Below are 19515 nucleotides of genomic sequence, written 5' to 3' on the forward strand. Positions count from 1 at the left end.
GGCTCCTCACCATGAGGGTCTGATATCTTGCCGCGAAGCGTGACCTCATCCTGAGGGCCCGCCGGGGCGGGCGTCTCGAAGGATGGGCCGCAGGCAAGCTTCCCGCCACGCTTTTAGCCTCGGGGACGCTTAAGGTGGTTGGCATCAATTCCGCCACGTGCTTCGCTGCCTCGCGTGACGAGCTCATGGCGAGGCGGGGTATGGCGGGGCGTGACCAGCTCGACGGCGTCGATCTGAAGATATTGTCCGAGCTGCAGCAGGACGGGCGGGTGCGCAACAACGAGCTGGCGCTGCGCGTCGGGGTGTCCGCGCCGAACTGCCTGCGGCGGTTGAAATCGCTGTTCAGCCGCGGCGTGATCCGGGCGGTGCGCGCCGTCATCGACGAGCGGCGGCTCGGCTTTGAGGTGGTGTCGTTCGTCTCGATCCAGCTCGGCAGCCAGGCCCAGCCGGTGCTGGAGGCGTTCGAGAGCTCGATATCAGCGATCCCGCGCATCCAGCAGTGCTGGCGGATTTCGGGCGACACCGACTATCTGCTGAAATGCGTGGCGCCGAGCGTCGAGAGCATGCGCCAGCAGCTTCCTGCATTTCGCGGCGATGCCTGATGTGAAGAACGTCCGCAGCTTCCCGGTGCTCGGCGTCGCCAAGGATGTGCCGCTGCCGTTGCAGGAGGTCGCCGCGGCGGCGCCGGCAGGATAGGACCGGAAATGCTCCCGTGCGGCCAAACCAGGATTTCATGCAATCCGAACCGAAATACATGAGTCACTCACCTAACTGTGACATGTGATTTGGGAAGCCCTGCAATGCGCTGAGCCGTGATTGCCGGTTCCCCTGCGCCGCTTAGATGCGAGGTGCGAACCCTCAGCGTGTTGGCATGCCGAGGCCTCTCTTTGTGAGACTCTGAAGCAGGAAAAGACACCATGACATCGAATTCGAAGACGTTCGTCGCATCCGCTGCGACGCTGTTTGCATCCGCGTTTCTCATGATGACCGCACCGGCTGCCAAGGCCGATGACTTCTGCATCACCAACGGCGCGCAGGCCGCTCACGGCTGCGGCTACCCGACGATGGAAGCGTGCCGCGCCGCGGCCGGCGGCATCGGCGGCACCTGCTCGCAGAGCGGCGGAGCGAAGGCCTCGAACGACGCGTTCGCCCAGCAGCCGAAGCAGACCCACTCGCGCAAGCTCCGGCCGGGCGGCCAGACCAACTCGAACTGACGCTGCCAATCAGACCGGTTCAGAGATGTTACGGCCTCCGAGATCCAACTCGGGGGCCGCAATTCATGACGGCCACGCAGCGCACGCGCTCGCTCACCGGTACCGGCCGCGAAACTCGCGCGGGGAGGTCCCGGTCCAGCTGCGGAAGGCGCGCGAAAAGCTCTTTTCGTTGTGGAAGCCGGCGATCTCCGCGATGCGCTTGATCGGCGTGCGGCCGCGCATCAGCTCCTGCTTGGCAAGCTCGAACTTTGCCTCTTCCTTGAGATCGCGCAGCGAGGTTGCCTCCTCGCGCAGGCGCCGGTGCATGGTGCGAGTGGACAGCGCCAGTTCGCGCGCGACGTCCTCGGCGCCGAGAATGCGCCCGCGCGCATTACGGAGCACGCGGCGCACGCGCTCGACCAGCAGCCGGTCGCGCCGGTAGGGCAGCACGGTCAGCCGCAACGCGCCCTTGAGCATGTTGTCGAGATCGGCCGCGCTGCGCGTGAGCGGCAGCGACAGATAGTGCTTGTCGAAGACGATGCCGGCGCGGTCCGCATCGAAGCGGACGGCCCGGCAGAAGATGGTCGGATAGACCGAGACGTGGCCGGGCTGCGGGTAGGGGAATTCAGCCGCGCGGAGCGCGATCTGGGAATCGACGGCCCAGCACGAGAAGCCGAGCACGTAGCGGAACAGCGTGACCAGGCAGAACTCGCGGCAGGGCCCGAGGTCGCGTCGCTCACGGATCGACACGACCGCGGTCTCGTCGCCGAGCTCGAGATCGAGCAGCACATCCTCGGTGACCAGGCGGTGATGCCGGCACCAGCGCTTGAGTGCGACCTCCAGCGTCGGCGCGGTGATCGAGGCGCGGCACAGCATGCCATAGGTGCCCCAAGGCAGTCGCCGCGAGAACCAGCCGAGCGCTTCGTCGTCGAGCTCGCGCATGGCATGGCCCGCCAGCGCCTCGAATTGGGCGGCGGTGACCCGTCCATCCGGAGAATTGACAAGGTCCGGCGCGACCTGGCCCCGGTTCAATGCCTCCGCGGGATCGCGGCCGTATCGCTCATAGGCGGCGATCACGCCGCGGACGAAGGCGGCGGGGGTGACGGCGCGGCGCGGGATCGCGGTGGCGGCTTGAAAAGGCATCGGAAATCCCTCCTGAAAATCCTCGCCAAGTTTGGCGGAAAATGCAACCTTTTCGACTGCAAGAGGCCCGGGACCCCGCTAGGTTCGGACCCCAAAATACGGAGGAATCGCCTTGAACATCCCGAGCATCGATTTCGATCTGGGCGAAGACATCGGCATGCTGCGCGACACGCTCCGCGCCTTCGTGGAGGCGGAGATCACCCCGCGCGCGGCCGACATCGAGAAGGCCAACCTGTTCCCTGCAGACCTGTGGAAGCGCTTTGGCGACCTCGGCCTGCTCGGCATGACCGCCCCGGAGCAATATGGCGGCTCGAACATGGGCTATCTAGCCCACATCGTCGCGATGGAGGAGATTTCGCGCGGCTCGGCCGCCGTGGGCCTGTCCTACGGCGCCCATTCCAACCTGTGCGTCAACCAGATCCGCCGCAACGGCAACGATGCGCAGCGCCAGCGCTATCTGCCCAAGCTGATCTCGGGTGAGTATGTGGGCGCGCTCGCGATGTCCGAGCCCGGCGCCGGCTCCGACGTCGTCTCGATGAAGCTGCGCGCCGACAAGCGCGGCGACCGCTACGTGCTCAACGGCTCCAAGATGTGGATCACCAATGGCGGCGATGCCGACGTGCTGGTCGTCTACGCCAAGACCGATCCGGACGCCGGTCCGCGCGGCATGACGGCCTTCCTGATCGAGAAGGATTTCAAGGGCTTCACCCACGGCCAGCATCTCGACAAGCTCGGCATGCGCGGCTCCAACACCTATCCGCTGTTCTTCGACGAATGCGAGGTCCCCGAGGAGAACGTGCTCGGCAAGGTGGGCGAGGGCGTCAAGGTGCTGATGTCGGGCCTGGACTATGAGCGCGCGGTCCTCTCCGGCGGCCCGCTCGGGATCATGGCGGCCTGCATGGACGCGGTGGTGCCCTACATGCACGAGCGCAAGCAGTTCGGCCAGCCGATCGGCGATTTCCAGCTGATGCAGGGCAAGCTCGCCGACATGTATTCGACCTGGCAGGCCACGCGTGCCTATGTCTACGCCGTGGGCCGCGCCTGCGATCGCGCCGACCACGCGCGCAGCTTGCGCAAGGATGCCGCGGCTGCGATTCTCTATTCCGCGGAGAAGGCGACATGGATGGCGGGCGAGGCGATCCAGGCGCTCGGCGGCGTCGGCTATACCAGCGAATTCCCGGTCGGGCGCCTCTGGCGCGACGCCAAGCTGTACGAGATCGGCGCCGGCACCTCGGAGGTTCGCCGCATGCTGATCGGTCGCGAGCTCATGGCCGAGACGGCCTAGATCCTGCACGCAATTGGAATTGCCGCGAGACTGGTCCAACCTGCTCGCGGCCTCTCGTCAGATCACCAGATACGCGGGACTTTCATGCCGCTTCATTCCAGCATCGATCCGTCTTCATCCGACTTTGCGCGCAACTCCGAGGCCATGCGTGCGCTTGTCGCTGACTTGCGCGAAAAACTCAGCCAGGTCGCCGGCGGCGGCGGCGAGGTCTCGCGCAACCGCCACACAGCGCGCGGCAAGATGCTGGCGCGCCAGCGCGTCGATCTGCTGGTCGATCCCGGCACCTCGTTCCTGGAGCTGTCGCCGCTCGCGGCCTACGGCCTCTATGGCGGTGACGTGCATTCGGCGAGCGTCGTCACCGGGGTGGGGCGCATCTCGGGTCGGGAATGCGTGATCGTCGCCAACGACGCCACCATCAAGGGCGGCACCTATTACCCAATGACGGTGAAGAAGCATCTGCGTGCGCAGGACATCGCGCGGCAGAACAATCTTCCCTGCGTCTACATGGTCGATTCCGGCGGCGCCTTCTTGCCGTTGCAGGACGAGATCTTCCCGGACGAGCGGCACTTCGGCCGCATCTTCTACAACCAGGCGCAGATGTCCTCACAAGGAATCCCGCAGATTGCGATCGTGATGGGCTCCTGCACCGCCGGCGGCGCCTATGTGCCGGCGATGTCCGACGAGAGCATCATCGTGCGCAACCAGGGCACCATCTTCCTCGGCGGCCCGCCGCTGGTGAAGGCCGCGACCGGCGAGGTGGTGAGCGCGGAGGAGCTCGGCGGTGCCGACGTGCATTCGCGCCAGTCCGGGGTGACCGATCACTATGCCCAGAACGATGCCCACGCGATCGGCATCGCGCGGCGCATCGTCGGCACGCTGAAGCCGTCGGCACGGCCGAACCTGAACATGCATCCGCCACGCGAGCCGCTGTTTGCGGCGGAGGAGATCTACGGCGTGGTGCCAGTCGACGGCCGCAAGCCGTTCGACGTGCGCGACATCATCGCGCGCGTGGTGGATGGCTCCGAGTTCGACGAGTTCAAGAAACTCTACGGCACGACGCTGGTGTGCGGCTTCGCCCATATCTGGGGCTATCCGGTCGGCATCATCGCCAACAACGGCATCCTGTTCAGCGAGAGCTCGCTGAAGGGCGCGCATTTCATCGAGCTGTGCTGCCAGCGCGGCATTCCCCTGGTGTTCCTGCAGAACATCACCGGCTTCATGGTCGGCAAGAAATACGAGGCCGGCGGCATCGCACGCGACGGCGCCAAGCTGGTGACGGCGGTCGCGACCGCCTCGGTGCCGAAGTTCACCGTCGTGATCGGCGGCTCCTACGGCGCCGGCAATTACGGCATGTGCGGCCGCGCCTACTCGCCGCGCTTCCTCTGGATGTGGCCGAACGCGCGCATCTCGGTGATGGGCGGCGAGCAGGCCTCGATGGTGCTGAGCCAGGTCCGCCGCGACAACATCGAAGCCAAGGGTGACAGCTGGTCGAAGGAAGAGGAAGACAAATTCCGCGAGCCGATCCGTGCGCAGTATGAGAGCCAGGGGCACCCGTATTATGCGACCGCGCGCCTCTGGGACGACGGCGTGATCGATCCGGCCGACACCCGCCTCGTGCTCGGCCTTGGCCTCTCGGCCGCATCGAATGCGCCGATCGAACCGACGAAATTCGGCCTGTTCAGGATGTGATGCGATGGACCGTTCCAAGCTCTACCGGCGTTTTCGCACGCTCCTGATCGCCAACCGGGGCGAGATCGCCTGCCGCGTCATCCGCACCGCCCGCGCCATGGGCCTGCGCACGGTCGCGGTCTATTCCGAGGCCGACCGCGACGCGATGCATGTCGCGCTCGCGGACGAGGCCGTGCTGCTGGGGCCCGCCCGGGCCCGCGACAGCTATCTCAATGTCGAGCGGCTGATCGAGGCCGCACGGAAGACCGGGGCAGAGGCCGTGCATCCCGGCTACGGCTTCCTGTCGGAGAACGCCGATTTCGCACAAGCCTGCTTTGAAGCGGGCCTCGTCTTCGTCGGCCCGACCGCTGGGATGATGAATGCGATGGGCTCGAAGTCCGGCTCGAAGGCGCTGATGGAAAAGGCCGGCGTTCCGCTGGTGCCTGGCTATCACGGCGAGGCCCAGGACGAGGCGACGCTTGCGAAGGCGGCGGACAAGATCGGCTTCCCCATCCTGGTGAAAGCGTCGGCCGGCGGCGGCGGCCGCGGCATGCGCATCGTGCGTTCGGCCGCCGAGCTTGGGCCCGCAATCGTCAGCGCCAAACGCGAGGCTCTGGCGGCGTTCGGCGATGATCGCATGCTGATCGAAAAATATGTCGACAATCCCAGGCATATCGAGGTGCAGGTGATCGGCGACAGCCACGGCAATCTGCTCTCGCTGTTCGAGCGCGAATGCACGCTGCAGCGCCGGCACCAGAAGGTGATCGAGGAGGCGCCGTCGCCCACGCTCAATGCTGCCCAGCGCGAGACGGTCTGCGCCGCCGCGCGAAAGGCCGCCGGAGCGGTGAACTATGTCGGCGCCGGCACGATCGAGTTCGTCTCCGACGGCAGGGACGTGTTCTTCATCGAGATGAACACGCGTCTCCAGGTCGAGCATCCCGTGACCGAGCTGATCACCGGCATCGACCTCGTCGAGTGGCAGCTGCGTGTCGCCTTCGGCGAGGCGCTGCCGCTGAAGCAGGACGAGATCCGGCTCAACGGCCATGCCGTCGAGGCGCGCGTCTATGCGGAGAATCCCACCAAGAACTTCATGCCGTCGGTCGGGAGGATCTCGACTTGGCGCTTGCCGGCGGAAGCCGGAGGCTTGCGCATCGACGCCGGCTATCGCGAAGGTGATGCGGTCTCGCCGTATTATGACGCCATGCTCGCCAAGATGATCGCCTGGGCGCCGACGCGGGACGTCGCGATCGAGCGGCTCAATCGGGGACTGGAAGAGTCCGACGTCCGCGGCATCGTGACGAACATCCCGTTCCTGTCGGCGCTGATGACGCATCCCAAGGTGCGCACGAATGCGATCGACACCGGCTTCATCGAGCGCGAGCTGGCGGTCCTGACACAGGCCGCGCCGGCGCCCGGCGAGCTCGAGCTTTGCGCGGCGGTGGCTGCGATCCTCAATGACGAGCAACAGGCCGCACGTGCGCAGGCGGGTTCGCCCTGGCAGACCTTCGGCTGGCAGCCGGTCGGCCGCCGCCAGCGCAACTTTGCCTTCCGCGTCGGGCACGGGCCGGAGCAGAAGATCACGCTGAATTACGGAAGTGGCCCCGCGACGCTGGTGGTCGGCGAGCGCGAACTGGCGTTCACGACCACGGCGAAGGAAGGCGGCTTCGACTTGACGCTGGACGGCGTCAAATCGCAGGTTGCGGCCGTGATCGACGGCCACGAGCTTTACTTGCGCACGCGCAACGGCCGCTTCGACCTGCACTGGGTGGATCCGTTCGGCGGCGAGAGCGAGGAGCAGGCTGGCGAGGACAAGATCGCGGCGCCCCTGCCGGGCACGGTCGTTGCCGTGCTCGCCGAGGAGGGAGCGAAACTCGAGAAGGGCGCGCCGATCCTGACGCTCGAGGTGATGAAGATGGAGCAGACGCTGCGCGCGCCCTTTGCCGGCGTGCTGAAGTCGATCAAGTGCAAGGTCGGCGACATCGTCCAGGAGGGCGTCGAGCTCGCCGTGGTCGAGCCTTCCGGAGAGTGACATGAGCGATCCCGTCCGCATCATCGAAATGGGGCCGCGTGACGGTCTCCAGAACGAGAAAACGCCCGTGAGCGTCGAGGCCCGCATCGCCTTCGTCGAGGCATTGGTCTCGGCGGGGCTCAAGACGGTCGAGGTCGGTGCCTTCGTCTCGCCGAAGGCGATCCCGCAGATGGCAAGCTCGGACGCGGTGCTGCGGGGTGTCGGCCATATCAAGGGCGCGGAATTCCACGTGCTGGTGCCGAACGAAAAGGGGTATGACGCCGCGCGTGCCGCGGGCGCCAAAGTGGTCTCGGTGTTTGCGGCGGCCTCGGAAGGGTTTTCGCGCGCCAACATCAACTGCACGGTCGCGGAGTCGATCGAGCGGTTCAAGCCGGTGCTGGCGCGCGCCAAGGCCGATGGCATTCCGGTGCGCGGCTATATTTCCTGCGTGCTCGGTTGCCCCTTCGACGGCGAGATCAAGCCGAAGGCGGTCGCCGATCTCGCCAGCACGCTGTTCGAGCTCGGCTGCTACGAGATCTCGCTCGGCGACACCATCGGGGTCGGCACGCCAAGCAAGGCGAAAGAGATGTTGCGCGCGGTCAGTGCCAGCGTTCCTCCCGCCAGGCTCGCGATGCATTTCCACGACACCTACGGCCAGGCGCTCGCCAATCTCTATGCCGGGATGGAGGAGGGTGTCCGCGTCATCGACGCCGCCGCGGGCGGCCTCGGCGGCTGCCCCTATGCGCCGGGCGCGACCGGAAACGTCGCGACCGAAGACGTCGTCTACATGCTCGAGGGCATGGGGATCAGGACCGGTGTCGACTTGGACAAGCTGCTCGCGGCCACCAACGCGATGAGCGGCGTGCTCGGCAAGCCGCCCGTGAGCCGCGTGGCGTCCGCGCTGAACGCCAAGCGGAAGCGGGCTGCGACTTAAGCCCGCTTACGCCGCCTTCAACCCGACATCCGGCAGGCGCGGCCGGTTCTTGAGCGCCTTGGCCATCATGGCCTCGACCTCGGCCTTTTCGTGCGGCAGCAGCGCCAGGCGGGGCGGGCGGGTCAGCGCGGTGCCGCGGCCCATGATGTGCTCGCACAGCTTGATGCACTGGACGAGGTCCGGACGTGCATCGAGGTGCAGCAGCGGCATGAACCATTCGTAAAGCGGCATCGCCTCGGCGAAGCGCCCCGCCTTGGCGAGGCGGAACAGCGTCTCGCCCTCGCGTGGGAAAGCGTTCGACATGCCAGAGACCCAGCCCACGGCGCCCATGGCGACGCTCTCGACGATGACGTCGTCGAGGCCTGCGAACAGCACGAAGCGGTCACCGACCATGTTCCTGGTGTCGATGAAGCGCCGCGTGTCGCCGGACGAGTCCTTGAAGCAGACCACGGTCTCGACGTCCGCCAGCGAGGCGAGGATATCAGGCGTGACGTCGTTCTTGTAGATCGGCGGGTTGTTGTAGAGCATCACCGGCAGGTCGGTGGCGCTGGCGACCGCGCGGAAATGCGCGGCGGTTTCGTGCGGCTTGGAGGAATAGACCAGCGCCGGCATCACCATCACGCCGTCGATGCCGATGCGCGCGGCTTCCTTGGCGGTCTCGACCGCAAAGGCCGTGGTGAATTCGGCGATGCCGCACAGCACGGGCACGCGGCCGGCCGCGACCGACTTCGCGGCTTCCATGATCGCGACCTTCTCCTTGCGCTCGAGCGAGGTGTTCTCGCCGACCGACCCGCAGACGATCAGGCCGGAAACGCCGTCGCGGATCAGCCCATCCATGACCCTGGCGGTCGCGTCGATGTTGAGCGACAGGTCGTCGTTGAACTGCGTGGTGACGGCCGGGAAGACGCCTTCCCAGGAGATGCGTGGGCTCATTGCTTGGCTCCGATTGGAATTGTGCCGGCGGATCGTTCGATCCGCCGGGCATTGACGTGAGGGCGATGGGTGGGGATCAGAGCGTCGCGCCGACCTTGCGTAGCTCGGCGAGGACGGGGGCTTTCGGCAACCAGATCTTGTCGAACTCGGCGATGACGGCCTCGGTGTCCTTGGCGTCGACCTGGCGGATCGGGATCGGCGCCTTCTTGAAGTTCTCGACCAGCGCGGGCTCATTGCCGGCGAGCTCGTCAATCTGCGCGTCCAGCGTCGTCTTGATCGTCTTGGTGATCAGTTCGCGGTCGGCTGCGGGGAGCGACTGCCAGACCCGCCCGGAGACGACCGCCGCCATCGGCATGAAGACGGCGTTCATCTGCAGGATGACCTTGGACACCTTGTCGAAGCGCTGATTCCAGGAGAATTCGAGATCGGCCTCGAGGCCGTCGACCTGGCCGTTGGCCATGGCGTCGAACACCTGCGGCGTCGGGATCGGCGTCGGGGCGGCGCCCAGCGAGGAGTAGAAATCGCGATAGACCGGCGTCGGATTGATGCGCAGCTTCATGCCCTTGATGTCGGCGAGCGAATTCAGGTCCTTGGACGAGAACACGGCGCGCATGCCCGTGATGCCCCAGCCGAGCCCGATCGTTCCGGTTTCCTGCGGCAGCACGTCGAACAGTTTCACCGCCGCCGGATGTCGCACGAACTTTGCGACCGAAGGCGTCGAGCGAACGATGTAGGGCGCGTTGATCGCGGCGATGTGCGGCACGCGCGAGCCGAGCTCGGCGGCCTGGATGAAGCCCATGTCGAGCGCGCCGGACTGCAATTGCTGCATCATCGCGGTTTCGTTGCCGAGCTGGCCGGAGTGGAACACGGTCAATGTCAGCCGGCCGTTGGTCGCGGACTTGAGATCCTCGCCGAATTTGAGCGCGGCCTTGTTCCAGGAATGGCCGTTGGGCGTGATCAGGCCGAGGCGGAATTCCTTGGCCTGGGCGAGCGCCAGCGACGGGGCAAACACCGAGGCGGCGGCACTGGCGGCGAGAAAGCGGCGGCGTGAAAGCGACATGGTCGGGCTCCTATTGGATGGCCTATTTGACGAGGATCAGCGAGAGCGAGGGAAAGAGCGAGAGCAGCACCAGGAGGACGCAGGAGATGACGAAGAAGGGCAGCGTCACCATGAACATCTTGCCGGGCTTGGCGCCGGTGACGGCGGCCGCGACGAAGAAGCAGAGCCCGACCGGCGGCGACAGCAGGCCGAGCACCAGGTTGATCACCACCACGACGCCGAACTGCCGGGGGTCGATGTGATAGATTTCGGTTGCCACCGGCAGCAGGATCGGCACGGTCATGATCAGGCCGGGAATGCCGTCGATCACCGTGCCGATCACCAGCAGGATCACGTTGCAGATCAGCATGAAGCTGACCGGGTCCTTGGCGACGGTCTGGATCCAGGCGGCGGTCTCCTGCGGCACCTTGCCGAAGATCAGGACCCAGGAGAACACGGCGGCGGCTGCGACCAGGAACAGCACGATCGCTGAGTAGATGGCGCTACGCAGCATCATCTGCGGCAGCTGAGAGAACTGGAACTCCCTGGTCCAGTATTTTCCGACCAGTGCCGCAGCGACCGCGCCGACCGCCGCCGATTCCGTGGCGTTGGCAAGGCCGCCGAGGATGGTGCCGACGATGACGATCGGGATCAGCAGCGTCGGCGAGGTCCGCAGGATCCTCATGACGCGCTGGCGCGGCGTCTGGTAGTCCGCGCGGGGATAGTTGTAGATGTATCCCATCAGCGCGATGACGAGGCAGAACATTACGGTGAGAATGACGCCCGGCACGATGCCGGCGATCAGCATGTCGCCGACCGACACCTGCGCCAGCACGCTGTAGACCACGAACATCACCGACGGCGGGATGATCGGGCCGAGCATGCCGCCATAGGCGGTCAGTCCGGCTGCGAAGGTCTTGTCGTAGCCCTTCTTCTCCATCTCCGGCACCATGATCTGGGCCATGATCGCGACCTGCGCCGTCGCCGATCCCAGGATGGAGGAGATGAACATGTTGGCGAGGATGTTGACGTAGGCGAGCCCGCCCTTGAGCGAGCCGACGAAGGCCATCGCCATGTCGACGATGCGCCGCGTGATGCCGCCGCCGTTCATGATCTCGCCGATCAGAATGAAGAGCGGGATGGCGATCAGGCCGTAGCTATCGACGCCGCCGAACAGCTGGAGCGGATAGGACTGGAACAGCACCGGATTGCCGGATGCCGCGATGTAGACGAGGCCGGCAAGACACAGGCAGAGGCCGATCGGCACGCCGACCAGCATGAACGCCATGAAGGCCGCTGACGTGATCATCAGTTGACCCCGTCCAGCTCGGAGAGCTGAAAGCCTTTCGGCGCGGTGCGCGGGACCAGCTCGAGATCTTCCAGCAGGTTGGCGAGACCGTGAATGGTCATCGACACCGCGAAGATCGGCAGAGTCAGATAGAGCACCCAGGTCGGCCAGTTCAGCGTCTGGGTGCGCTCGGTGTAGAGGAAGTTGAAGGTTTCGGCGGCGAGCTTGCGCCCGTCGAAGCCGGCGCGGGCGAGACCGACCGGGTCCATCCAGAGCACGCATGTGACGATCAGGGCGACACCGAACACGACGACGAGACCGGTCGAGATTACTTTGGCGATCTTCTGGTGCTGCGGCGACAGCCGCTCCGTCAGCATCGTGACCGCGAAGTCGAGCCGCAGCCGCGTCATCGCGGAGGCGCCGATGAAGGTCAGCCAGACCACGCAATAGACCGCGGATTCATCGATCCAGTAGATCGGGAAATGCGAGTAGCGGGTGACGACGTTCACCAGGATCAGTCCGGTGAGCAGGTACATCAGGCCCATCAGCGCGAGACGCTCGACCGCGAGCAGGCCGCCCGACATCCGGACGACCGAACGTCGGAGGCTGAGCGCGCGCGTGGCCGGCATGGTCTGCTCGATCATGAAAGAGGCCCCAACTCTCGAAGAATTGTCGTGCGATTGCCAAATGTATAATTTATACATTTTGGGAGTCAAACGAAGTTTGCGGTCATTTCTGCGGCAGGGCGCGGTTTTACTGAGCACTTTGCTTTTGGAGCGCCTGGCTTTTGCCGGGCACCTCGACATGCAAGACAGGGACCGCGTCGGCCGTACGAGTCGGGAAGGACAACAGAAGGTCAGATGAAACAGCCTCTGAAGCATCGCACCCTGTCGGCTGCGATCGTCGATCAGCTCCGGCAGGCGATCCTCGACGGCACCTATCCGGCCGGATCGCAGCTGCGCCAGGACGCGCTCGGGGATGCTTACGGCGTCAGCCGCATCCCGGTGCGAGAGGCGCTGTTCCAGCTCGAGGCGGAAGGCCTGGTGCGGATCGTGCCGCAGAAGGGCGCCATCGTCTCCGAGCTGTCACTGGACGAGATCAACGACGTCTTCGACCTGCGCCGCATCCTGGAGCCACGATTGCTGGCGCAGTCGGCGCCTCGCTTCGGCGCAGGGGATTTCGAGGGGCTCGACGACATCCACAAGAGCTTCGAAAAGGCGATCAAGGCGCGCAATGTCAGCGAATGGGGCCAGCTCAACGCCGACTTCCACATGGCGCTGTACGTGCACGCGCCGCAGCCCCGCACGCGCGCGATCGTGCTGTCGCTGCTCCAGACCAGCGACCGCTACACGCGCCTGCAGCTTTCCAACACCAAGGCGATGGGGACCGCCGAGAAGGAGCACGCCCATCTGATCGCGCTCTGCCGCGCGCAAAAGGTGGAGGAGGCCTGCCGCTTCCTGGAGCGGCACATCGAGGCCGTGCGCAAGGACCTGTTGCAGGTCGTGGCGACGGCGCCGAAGTCGCGGGGGAAGGAGAAATCGTAGGGTGGGCAAAGGCGCATTTGCGCCGTGCCCACCAAACGGTGAACGTCTGCGACAGATGGTGGGCACGCTTCGCCCACCCTACGATAGCTTGCCTACCTGCTCCCGTCCGGTCCCATCACGAGGTCCGGCAGCCAGGTCGATATCCCCGGCACGAAGCACAGCAGCAGCACCGCGAGCATCATCAAGAGCACGAAGGGCAGGGTGCCCCAGATCACCTCGCGCAGGGGAATGTCCGGCGCGACGTTGCGAATGACGAAGATGTTGAGGCCGACAGGCGGGTGGATCAGCCCCATCTCCATCACGATGGTCATGACCACGCCGAACCAGATGATGTCGAAATTGGCGGCGCGAAGGGGCGGCAGGATGATCGGCGCGGTCATGAGAATGATCGAGACGGGCGGCAGGAAGAAGCCGAGCACGACCACCATGACGAGGATCGCGAACAGCAGCTCCCAGCGCGGCAGGTGCATCGCGACGATGGATTCGGCGACCGAGCGAGATGTGCAGATAGCTCATCACGTAGGAATAGAGCAGTGACATGCCGATGATCATCATCAGCATGGTCGATTCCCGGATCGTCGACTTCATGATGGGGGCAAGGTCGCTCGGCCGCCACACGCTGTAGATCGCGGCGATCAGCGCCAGCGCGAGGAGGCCGCCGAGCCCCGCGGTCTCCGACGGCGTGGCGTAGCCGCCATAGAGGGCGATCATGACGCCGGTGAGCAGCAGCACGAACGGGATCACGCGCGGCAGTACGCTGAAGCGCTCGGCGAGCGTGTACTCGTCACGCTGCAGGATCGGAGCCTCTGGTCCGCCGTTCTTGTAGGCCGCCTCGGCCGCGGCATATTCCTGGCGGAAGCGGATGACGGCATAGGCGCCGAACAGCGTGACCAGCAGCAGGCCGGGCCCGATGCCGGCGAGGAACAGCCGTCCCAGCGACTTTTCGGCCGCAACCGCAAACAGGATCATGGTGATCGAGGGCGGAAGCAGGATGCCGAGCGTGCCGCCGGCGGCGATAATCCCTGCGGCAAAGCCGCCGGAATAGCCGCGCTTGCGCATCTCGGGGATGCCGGCCGAGCCGATCGCCGAGCAGGTCGCGGGCGAGGAGCCCGCCATCGCCGCGAACAGCGCGCAGGCAAACACGTTGGCGACGCCGAGGCCGCCGGGGACCCGGTGCAGCCAGGCGTGCAGGGCCGAATAGAGATCCTGGCCGGCACGCGATTTACCGATCGCGGCGCCCTTCAGGATGAAGAGCGGAATCGACAGCAGCGTGATCGAGGCCATTTCCTCGTAGACGTTCTGCGTAACCGTATCGAGCGAGGCCGAGGGCATGTAGATGCCCATGAACACGACGGCGACCGCGCCGAGGGCGAACGCAATCGGCATGCCTGAGAACATCACCAGCAGCGTCACGATGCCGTAAGCGACGCCGATACCGAAAACGCTCATGGCCGCTTGGCTCCGACGAATGGCAGCGCAAGCTGCACGAGGATCTGGATGCAGAGCAGGCTCATCCCGAGCGCCATCAGCGAATAGGGAATGGCGAGCGGCGGCGACCACATCGAGTTCGAGACCTGGCCGTCGACATAGGCTTCATGGGCCAATGTCCAGGATTTCCAGGTGAAGAAGGCGCAGAACAGGAACGTGGCGGCGTCGACCAGCCAGAGCCGGATCCGGTTCGCCAGCGGCGAGAGCAGCCCGACGAAGGCCTCGATGCCGATATGGCCGCGGTTCTGTTGCACATAGGCCGCCGTCATGAAGGTCGCGCCGACCAGCAGGAACACGGCAGCCTCGTCCTGCCAGTAATTGGCGGCCTTGAACAGAGCGCGGCTGAGCACGCTGTAGCTCAGGATGGTGCAGGCCGCGACCAGCGCGATCGACGCGAACACCACGATGATGCTGTTGAGGACGGCGAGACCGCGATCGATCGCTGGCGCAAGGCCGGTCCCTGCGGCAGCGATCGTCTTGTCGTCGCGGTCCGGAAGCGGACCGTGACTCATGCCGCGACGTCGATGGCGAGCTTGAGCAGGTTTGCCGCGGTCGCCGTCTTGGCGCTGTAGTCCTTCCAGGCGGTGTCGCGGGCGATGTCCCGCCACTTGCCGACGGTCGCGGCGTCGAGCGCGGAGACCTTGGCGCCGGCCTTCTCGTAGACCTTGGCGACCTCGACGTCGTCGTCCTGCGCGCCCTTGCGGCCGAAGGCTTCGAGCTCGGTACCGACCGCGAGCAGGATGTCCTGGTGGTTCTTCGGCAGCTTGTCGAAGATCGCCTTCGACATCATCAGGGGCTCGAGCATGAACCAGTAGGAGGCGCCCGCGCCCGAGGTCAGGGACTTCGCGACCTCTTCGAGGCGGAACGAGATCAGGCTGGTTGAGGAGGTGATGCCGGCATCGCAGGCGCCGGTCTGCATCGCCGCGTAGATTTCGTTGGAGGGGACCGACAGCACCGAAGCCCCGGCGGTCTGAAGCACCATGTCCATCTCGCGCGAGCCGCCGCGCACCTTCATGCCCTTGGCATCTTCGGGCGCGACGATCGGCTTGGAGCGGCTGGCGACGCCGCCGGCCTGCCAGACCCAGGTGAGCAGGATGATGCCCTTGTCGGCGAGGAAATCGGTCAGCGCCTTGCCGACCGGCTCCTTCTTCCAGCGCAGGCCCTGGTCGTAGGTGGTCACGAGGCCCGGCATCAGGCCGATATTGGTCTCCGGCACCTCGCCACCGGCATAGGGCATCGGATAGAGGCTGATGTCGAGCGCGCCCTTGCGCATCGCGGAGAACTGCGCGTTGGTCTTGATCAGCGAGGAGTTCGGATAGATCTCGGCGGCGATGTCGCCATTGCTGCGCTTGCTGACCTCGGCGGCGAACATGCGGCAGAGCCGGTCGCGGAAATCGCCCTTGTCGATGGTGCCGCCCGGGAACTGGTGCGAGATCTTCAGCGTGGTCGCGGCGCGCGCCGTACCGGTGCCGAAGCGGAGGATGGCGGGCGCAGCGACGGCGGTCGCGAGCAGATGGCGGCGCGTGAGCATGGCGTGATTTCCTTGGACGATTCTTGTTTGTGTGATTTCGGTCTAGTCCTTCAGACCAGCAGGTAGGCCCATCCTAGCCGGTCTTTCACCCGATATTCTCTCATCTGATAGTTCGAGACCGAACGTCCGGGCAAGTGCTGGCCGTGCTGCGCTGCACACTTCCCAGTTGCGGTCCGGAAGTACGTCGAACGAGAAATAGGGGAAGGCTCACCGAAATTTGTTGGCGGCGGCGTAACAACGTCGGCTGGCGACCCGTCAGGATTGAATAGCGGCGTCCGTCGCTGACAAACTCCATCTCGAAGGGAAGTTGAACCATGACCATTCGCACCCGCATCGTGCTCGGCCTCTCGGCTGCCGCTCTCTCGCTCGGCCTCGCTTTTGCCCCGGCCGCCTTTGCTCAGGACAAGATGGGCAAGGATGACGGCATGATGAAGAAAGACACGATGTCCAAGGACGGCATGATGAAGAAGGACACCATGTCCAAGGACGACGGCATGAAGAAGGACCACATGTCGAAGGACGGCATGAAGAAAGACGACGGGATGATGAAGAAGAATTGATCTTCGTCGTCCTCGCGCAGCGTCTGCCTCGGGCGGGCCGCGCACCCTCCAATTCCGGCGGCGGCCTCTGAGACCGCCTCCGGAACTGTGCCTTGGTTCAAGTTCAATGGGGCGCTACGAGCGCACCTTACTTGTTACTTGCGCTTCGCCTTGCGGGCGGCGTAGCGCGCGTCGCGTTTGGCCTTTTGCTCGGCTTCGATCGCAGCCTGTCTTTCGACGGCTTCCTGAGCCTCGCGCGCGATCCGTTCGGCTTCGGCCGCCTTGGCTTCTTCCTCGAGGCGCTTCTGCTCGGCCTTCTCCGCCTCGCGCGCAGCCTTCGCCTCGGCGCGCTTGGCCGCGAGAGCCTCGCGTTCAGCACGGCGCGCGAGCACCGCCGGATCGTCGGGGCCCGGTTGTGATTTGAATTTGTTCAAAAGATTTTTGCGGGCTTCCTGCGCCGCCTTTTGCCGGTCTGTGAAGCCGGGTTCCCTGAATCCACTCATCTACGAGCCTTGTCTTCCTCGCTTTCGATCCTACATCCGTGCCTGTTGGTACGTCGGCTGGGCATAGCAGGCGCCACGCGACGCTGTAGCGTGTACATCGGCGCGCGTCGCGAAGCCACCCATAATCGCAGCCGATCAGGTCAACGAAAAATCGCCCCCCTCCCGACGATCTCTCGTAGCCCGAAAAAACTGCTGAATTGTGATGTCCCTCATAAGGGAGCACGAGCGCGACGCCTAGCGTCCGCCCGGAACGAGACGGAGCACGGGCATGATGACCTTCCGACCGAGCCTGAAGGCGCTCGCAATCGCCTTCGTCCTGGCAGGCGTGACCGGCGCCGCAGTGCTGTTCGCGCGCCCGCAGACGGTCGAAAGTGCCGTGCTGGGGGCGGACTGGGAATGCAGCCAGACCGCATTCGTGCTCACGACCTGCGCACCGCGGGTCCAGCGGGCGATCCCGGCCATCGAAACCTCACGCAAGGACGCGACCCCGCCGCCCCGGGGCTGAATTCGGGGCAGGCCGATCCGGATGTGACGCGACGCCGCGGAGGTGATAAAGCCGGCTCGCCAGCGCGATCAGGCGGCCATGTCCAAGCCCAAATCCGAACCCGACCCCGGCGAGAAGCCGAATCCTCGCCCGAACAGTCGACCCCAGCGCCAGTCCGGGAACGACCGCCGCGGCGCGATCGCGGGATTGATCATCGCGATCGTGATTCTTGGAGTCGGCTGGTGGCTTGCCCGGGATCTCACCGCAGCCAGCAAGATGCAGGATTGCCTGATGTCCGGGCGAAGCAATTGCAACGTGATTGAGCCGGCTCGCTAGAGGCGCTTCAGTGCGGCCCGCCGGGAGCCCGTTGAGGCCAAAAATTGCCGTGATCTTAATCATTTGTAACGGGACTTAGCCGATCAAGCAGGTCAGTTATGTCGGCCGGTACAAGCCCGGCGCGAGCGAATCGTCTATCGCGCAGGAATGACGGCGATCGAGAGAGTAGGGGGCGAGCACGCATGAGTGCGTCCAAACGCATGAAGATCATCATTCCAATGGTTTCGGCCGTGTCGTTGCTCGCGCTTTCGGCGCAGGCTCAGGACGCCAGGCCGACGAGGGATGCCGGTCCGCCGCCGGGCCGCCAGGGCGTAGGTGCTCCAGCCCCGACCAATCAGAACATGCGCAAAGGTCCCCCGCCACAGCAGGCGGTCCGGCCCGTCGACCAGCAGCCCCATGCGGGTCCCGGTCGGCACAGTGCCGGCGGCCCGCCGCCGGGACGTCACGTCGCCCGCGGGCCCGCTCCGGAGCGCGACTGGGGCGGACACGCCTATCGCGGCAATCGCGCCTGGGAAGGCGGCCGCTGGCGTCATGAGGTCCGCAACGGACGCTCCGGCTGGTGGTGGGACGTTGGCGGCGTCTGGTATTATTATCCGCAGCGAATGGCTGGCCCGCCTGCCTACATTTCGGAGGACTATATCGACGACGTGCCGGTGGCCTATGCCCCGCCTCCCGTCGCCTACGCGCCACCACCTCCGCCTCCGCCTCCGGCTGACCCCGGCGCCAGCGCGCTCGGCGGCGCGATCGTCGGCGGCGTGCTGGGTGGCCTGATCTCGGGCAACGCAACAGGAGCCGCCGCGGGCGCGGTTCTCGGCGGCGCGACGGGCGCGATCGCCGGCGCCACCGCTGCATCCCAGCCCGGCTACTACTGGGCGCAGGGCACCTGCTACTACCGCTATCCGAACGGCCAATATGTGCAGGCCGATCCGCGGGCGTGCTACTGAGTTTTCCAAGCGGATTGAGCGTGGTGGAGGCGGGCCCAGGCCCGCCTCTTTTTTTTGTGCGCCGGCTTCAAATGAGCGCTGGCGCTGGCGGCCGCCTCACGCAAGTCTCAAAAGAAAAATATCCGGATGATTCGAGGGGATGTGGGACATGCTGGATGCCATCCAGATCAGCGTGGCGCTTTGGGCCATGATCGTTTGCGGCGGGATCAAACTCTCTCAGGCGCTGTCTTGCCTGTTCTAAAGCGCAATGGGACGAGGATGAATCGTCTCATGCTCTAGGTTGTTTTGCTTCAGCATGATGTTCGCGCAAACGCGTTCCGCGCTTGTCGCGAGGGAAAACCGCGGCGCACTTGCCCGGATAATGTCGTGGCGCGTGGATTGGCGTATGCAACCTATGCGCGTTAAGAGCTGCTCAATCGCCTCGCGCGTCAGGACACGAGCCAGCTGAAGAATGCCATCGTGGCCCAGACCAGGCTGCCGATCCAGGCCACCATCACCACGCCGATGGTGCCGAGGTACGCGATGCCAAGCAGGTTCGAGCTATGTCGCTGCTTCGGGACGATGACTTCCGTGGCTGCTTTGCGTGTCATGACCGGGCCTCATCCAGGAAGCGTCGAAGCGCTGTTTAGCGGAAATTGCCGGGGACAGGCTGTGA

Annotated in this window: 19 protein-coding genes and 2 pseudogenes; 11 read left to right on the top strand and 10 right to left on the bottom strand. The window is 65.4% G+C overall.

Annotated elements, in window-relative coordinates; all coding sequences use genetic code 11:
• Positions 1-200 precede the first annotated feature (200 nt).
• Positions 201-696 (top strand): annotated as a pseudogene (locus ABIF91_RS36680) (Lrp/AsnC family transcriptional regulator).
• Positions 697-917: 221 nt separating this feature from the next.
• Entirely contained in the window at positions 918-1214 is a 297-nt protein-coding gene (locus tag ABIF91_RS36685; RefSeq protein WP_028176449.1) for a DUF3551 domain-containing protein, read from the top strand.
• Positions 1215-1307: 93 nt separating this feature from the next.
• On the opposite strand, the gene ABIF91_RS36690 is transcribed toward ABIF91_RS36685, so the two are convergent.
• Entirely contained in the window at positions 1308-2336 is a 1029-nt protein-coding gene (locus tag ABIF91_RS36690) for an AraC family transcriptional regulator (protein ID WP_028176448.1), read from the bottom strand.
• Between the two features lie 157 nt (positions 2337-2493).
• On the opposite strand from ABIF91_RS36690, the gene ABIF91_RS36695 reads away from it, so the two are divergent.
• The 4 genes from ABIF91_RS36695 to ABIF91_RS36710 all read left to right on the top strand — a co-directional run bounded on the left by ABIF91_RS36695 (position 2494) and on the right by ABIF91_RS36710 (position 8231).
• Positions 2494-3621, top strand: a complete 1128-nt coding sequence (locus ABIF91_RS36695) for an isovaleryl-CoA dehydrogenase (RefSeq protein WP_155251747.1) — start codon at positions 2494-2496, stop codon at positions 3619-3621.
• An 84-nt stretch (positions 3622-3705) separates the two neighbouring features.
• Positions 3706-5310 (top strand): carboxyl transferase domain-containing protein, encoded by a 1605-nt coding sequence (locus ABIF91_RS36700; RefSeq protein WP_028176446.1) that lies wholly within the window; start codon positions 3706-3708, stop codon positions 5308-5310.
• Between the two features lie 4 nt (positions 5311-5314).
• On the top strand, positions 5315-7318 hold the full coding sequence (locus tag ABIF91_RS36705; RefSeq protein WP_028176445.1) for an acetyl/propionyl/methylcrotonyl-CoA carboxylase subunit alpha: 2004 nt from the start codon (positions 5315-5317) through the stop codon (positions 7316-7318).
• Between the two features lies 1 nt (position 7319).
• Entirely contained in the window at positions 7320-8231 is a 912-nt protein-coding gene (locus tag ABIF91_RS36710) for a hydroxymethylglutaryl-CoA lyase (RefSeq protein WP_028176444.1), read from the top strand.
• Positions 8232-8237: 6 nt separating this feature from the next.
• Here the strand turns inward: ABIF91_RS36710 and ABIF91_RS36715 are convergent, their stop codons facing one another.
• From ABIF91_RS36715 to ABIF91_RS36730, 4 genes are all read right to left on the bottom strand, one after another.
• On the bottom strand, positions 8238-9164 hold the full coding sequence (locus ABIF91_RS36715) for a dihydrodipicolinate synthase family protein (RefSeq protein WP_271528455.1): 927 nt from the start codon (positions 9162-9164) through the stop codon (positions 8238-8240).
• Positions 9165-9240: 76 nt separating this feature from the next.
• A complete protein-coding gene (locus ABIF91_RS36720; protein ID WP_028176442.1) occupies positions 9241-10224 on the bottom strand; it encodes a TRAP transporter substrate-binding protein in 984 nt (327 codons plus the stop codon).
• 22 nt (positions 10225-10246) lie between these two features.
• Complete coding sequence (locus ABIF91_RS36725; RefSeq protein WP_028176441.1) at positions 10247-11512, bottom strand: TRAP transporter large permease; 1266 nt, start codon at positions 11510-11512, stop codon at positions 10247-10249.
• Positions 11512-12120 carry a TRAP transporter small permease gene (locus ABIF91_RS36730; RefSeq protein ID WP_028176440.1) on the bottom strand — a complete coding sequence of 203 codons (609 nt, stop codon included), beginning with the start codon at positions 12118-12120 and terminating at the stop codon, positions 11512-11514. The genes ABIF91_RS36725 and ABIF91_RS36730 overlap by 1 nt, the downstream gene beginning before the upstream one ends.
• Before the next feature lie 231 nt (positions 12121-12351).
• On the opposite strand from ABIF91_RS36730, the gene ABIF91_RS36735 reads away from it, so the two are divergent.
• The gene (locus tag ABIF91_RS36735) at positions 12352-13035 is read left to right on the top strand and encodes a GntR family transcriptional regulator (RefSeq protein WP_028176439.1); all 684 of its coding nucleotides are present in this window, start codon (positions 12352-12354) and stop codon (positions 13033-13035) included.
• 92 nt (positions 13036-13127) lie between these two features.
• On the opposite strand, the pseudogene ABIF91_RS36740 reads toward ABIF91_RS36735, so the two are convergent.
• The 3 genes and pseudogenes from ABIF91_RS36740 to dctP all read right to left on the bottom strand — a co-directional run bounded on the left by ABIF91_RS36740 (position 13128) and on the right by dctP (position 16054).
• Positions 13128-14484 (bottom strand): annotated as a pseudogene (locus tag ABIF91_RS36740) (TRAP transporter large permease).
• On the bottom strand, positions 14481-15035 hold the full coding sequence (locus ABIF91_RS36745) for a TRAP transporter small permease (RefSeq protein WP_028176438.1): 555 nt from the start codon (positions 15033-15035) through the stop codon (positions 14481-14483). The pseudogene ABIF91_RS36740 and the gene ABIF91_RS36745 overlap by 4 nt, the downstream one beginning before the upstream one ends.
• Positions 15032-16054 (bottom strand): TRAP transporter substrate-binding protein DctP, encoded by a 1023-nt coding sequence (gene dctP / locus ABIF91_RS36750; RefSeq protein ID WP_028176437.1) that lies wholly within the window; start codon positions 16052-16054, stop codon positions 15032-15034. Before dctP ends, ABIF91_RS36745 begins: the two co-directional genes overlap by 4 nt.
• A gap of 314 nt (positions 16055-16368) precedes the next feature.
• Here dctP and ABIF91_RS36755 point away from each other — a divergent pair, with 314 nt between their 5' ends.
• The gene (locus ABIF91_RS36755; protein ID WP_028176436.1) at positions 16369-16614 is read left to right on the top strand and encodes a pentapeptide MXKDX repeat protein; all 246 of its coding nucleotides are present in this window, start codon (positions 16369-16371) and stop codon (positions 16612-16614) included.
• A 134-nt stretch (positions 16615-16748) separates the two neighbouring features.
• On the opposite strand, the gene ABIF91_RS36760 is transcribed toward ABIF91_RS36755, so the two are convergent.
• Complete coding sequence (locus ABIF91_RS36760) at positions 16749-17096, bottom strand: DUF6481 family protein (protein ID WP_028176435.1); 348 nt, start codon at positions 17094-17096, stop codon at positions 16749-16751.
• 268 nt (positions 17097-17364) lie between these two features.
• Between ABIF91_RS36760 and ABIF91_RS36765 the strand changes: the two genes are divergently transcribed.
• The 3 genes from ABIF91_RS36765 (at position 17365) to ABIF91_RS36775 (ending at position 18860) form a co-directional block, all read left to right on the top strand.
• Positions 17365-17601 (top strand): hypothetical protein, encoded by a 237-nt coding sequence (locus ABIF91_RS36765; protein ID WP_028176434.1) that lies wholly within the window; start codon positions 17365-17367, stop codon positions 17599-17601.
• Positions 17602-17679: 78 nt separating this feature from the next.
• Positions 17680-17916 carry a hypothetical protein gene (locus tag ABIF91_RS36770; protein ID WP_028176433.1) on the top strand — a complete coding sequence of 79 codons (237 nt, stop codon included), beginning with the start codon at positions 17680-17682 and terminating at the stop codon, positions 17914-17916.
• Between the two features lie 182 nt (positions 17917-18098).
• Positions 18099-18860 carry a hypothetical protein gene (locus ABIF91_RS36775; RefSeq protein ID WP_028176432.1) on the top strand — a complete coding sequence of 254 codons (762 nt, stop codon included), beginning with the start codon at positions 18099-18101 and terminating at the stop codon, positions 18858-18860.
• 428 nt (positions 18861-19288) lie between these two features.
• Here the strand turns inward: ABIF91_RS36775 and ABIF91_RS36780 are convergent, their stop codons facing one another.
• A complete protein-coding gene (locus tag ABIF91_RS36780; protein WP_028176431.1) occupies positions 19289-19450 on the bottom strand; it encodes a hypothetical protein in 162 nt (53 codons plus the stop codon).
• Between the last annotated feature and the right edge of the window lie 65 nt (positions 19451-19515).

It is taken from the genome of Bradyrhizobium sp. USDA 241 (assembly GCF_049739505.1).
Taxonomy (GTDB): domain Bacteria; phylum Pseudomonadota; class Alphaproteobacteria; order Rhizobiales; family Xanthobacteraceae; genus Bradyrhizobium; species Bradyrhizobium liaoningense.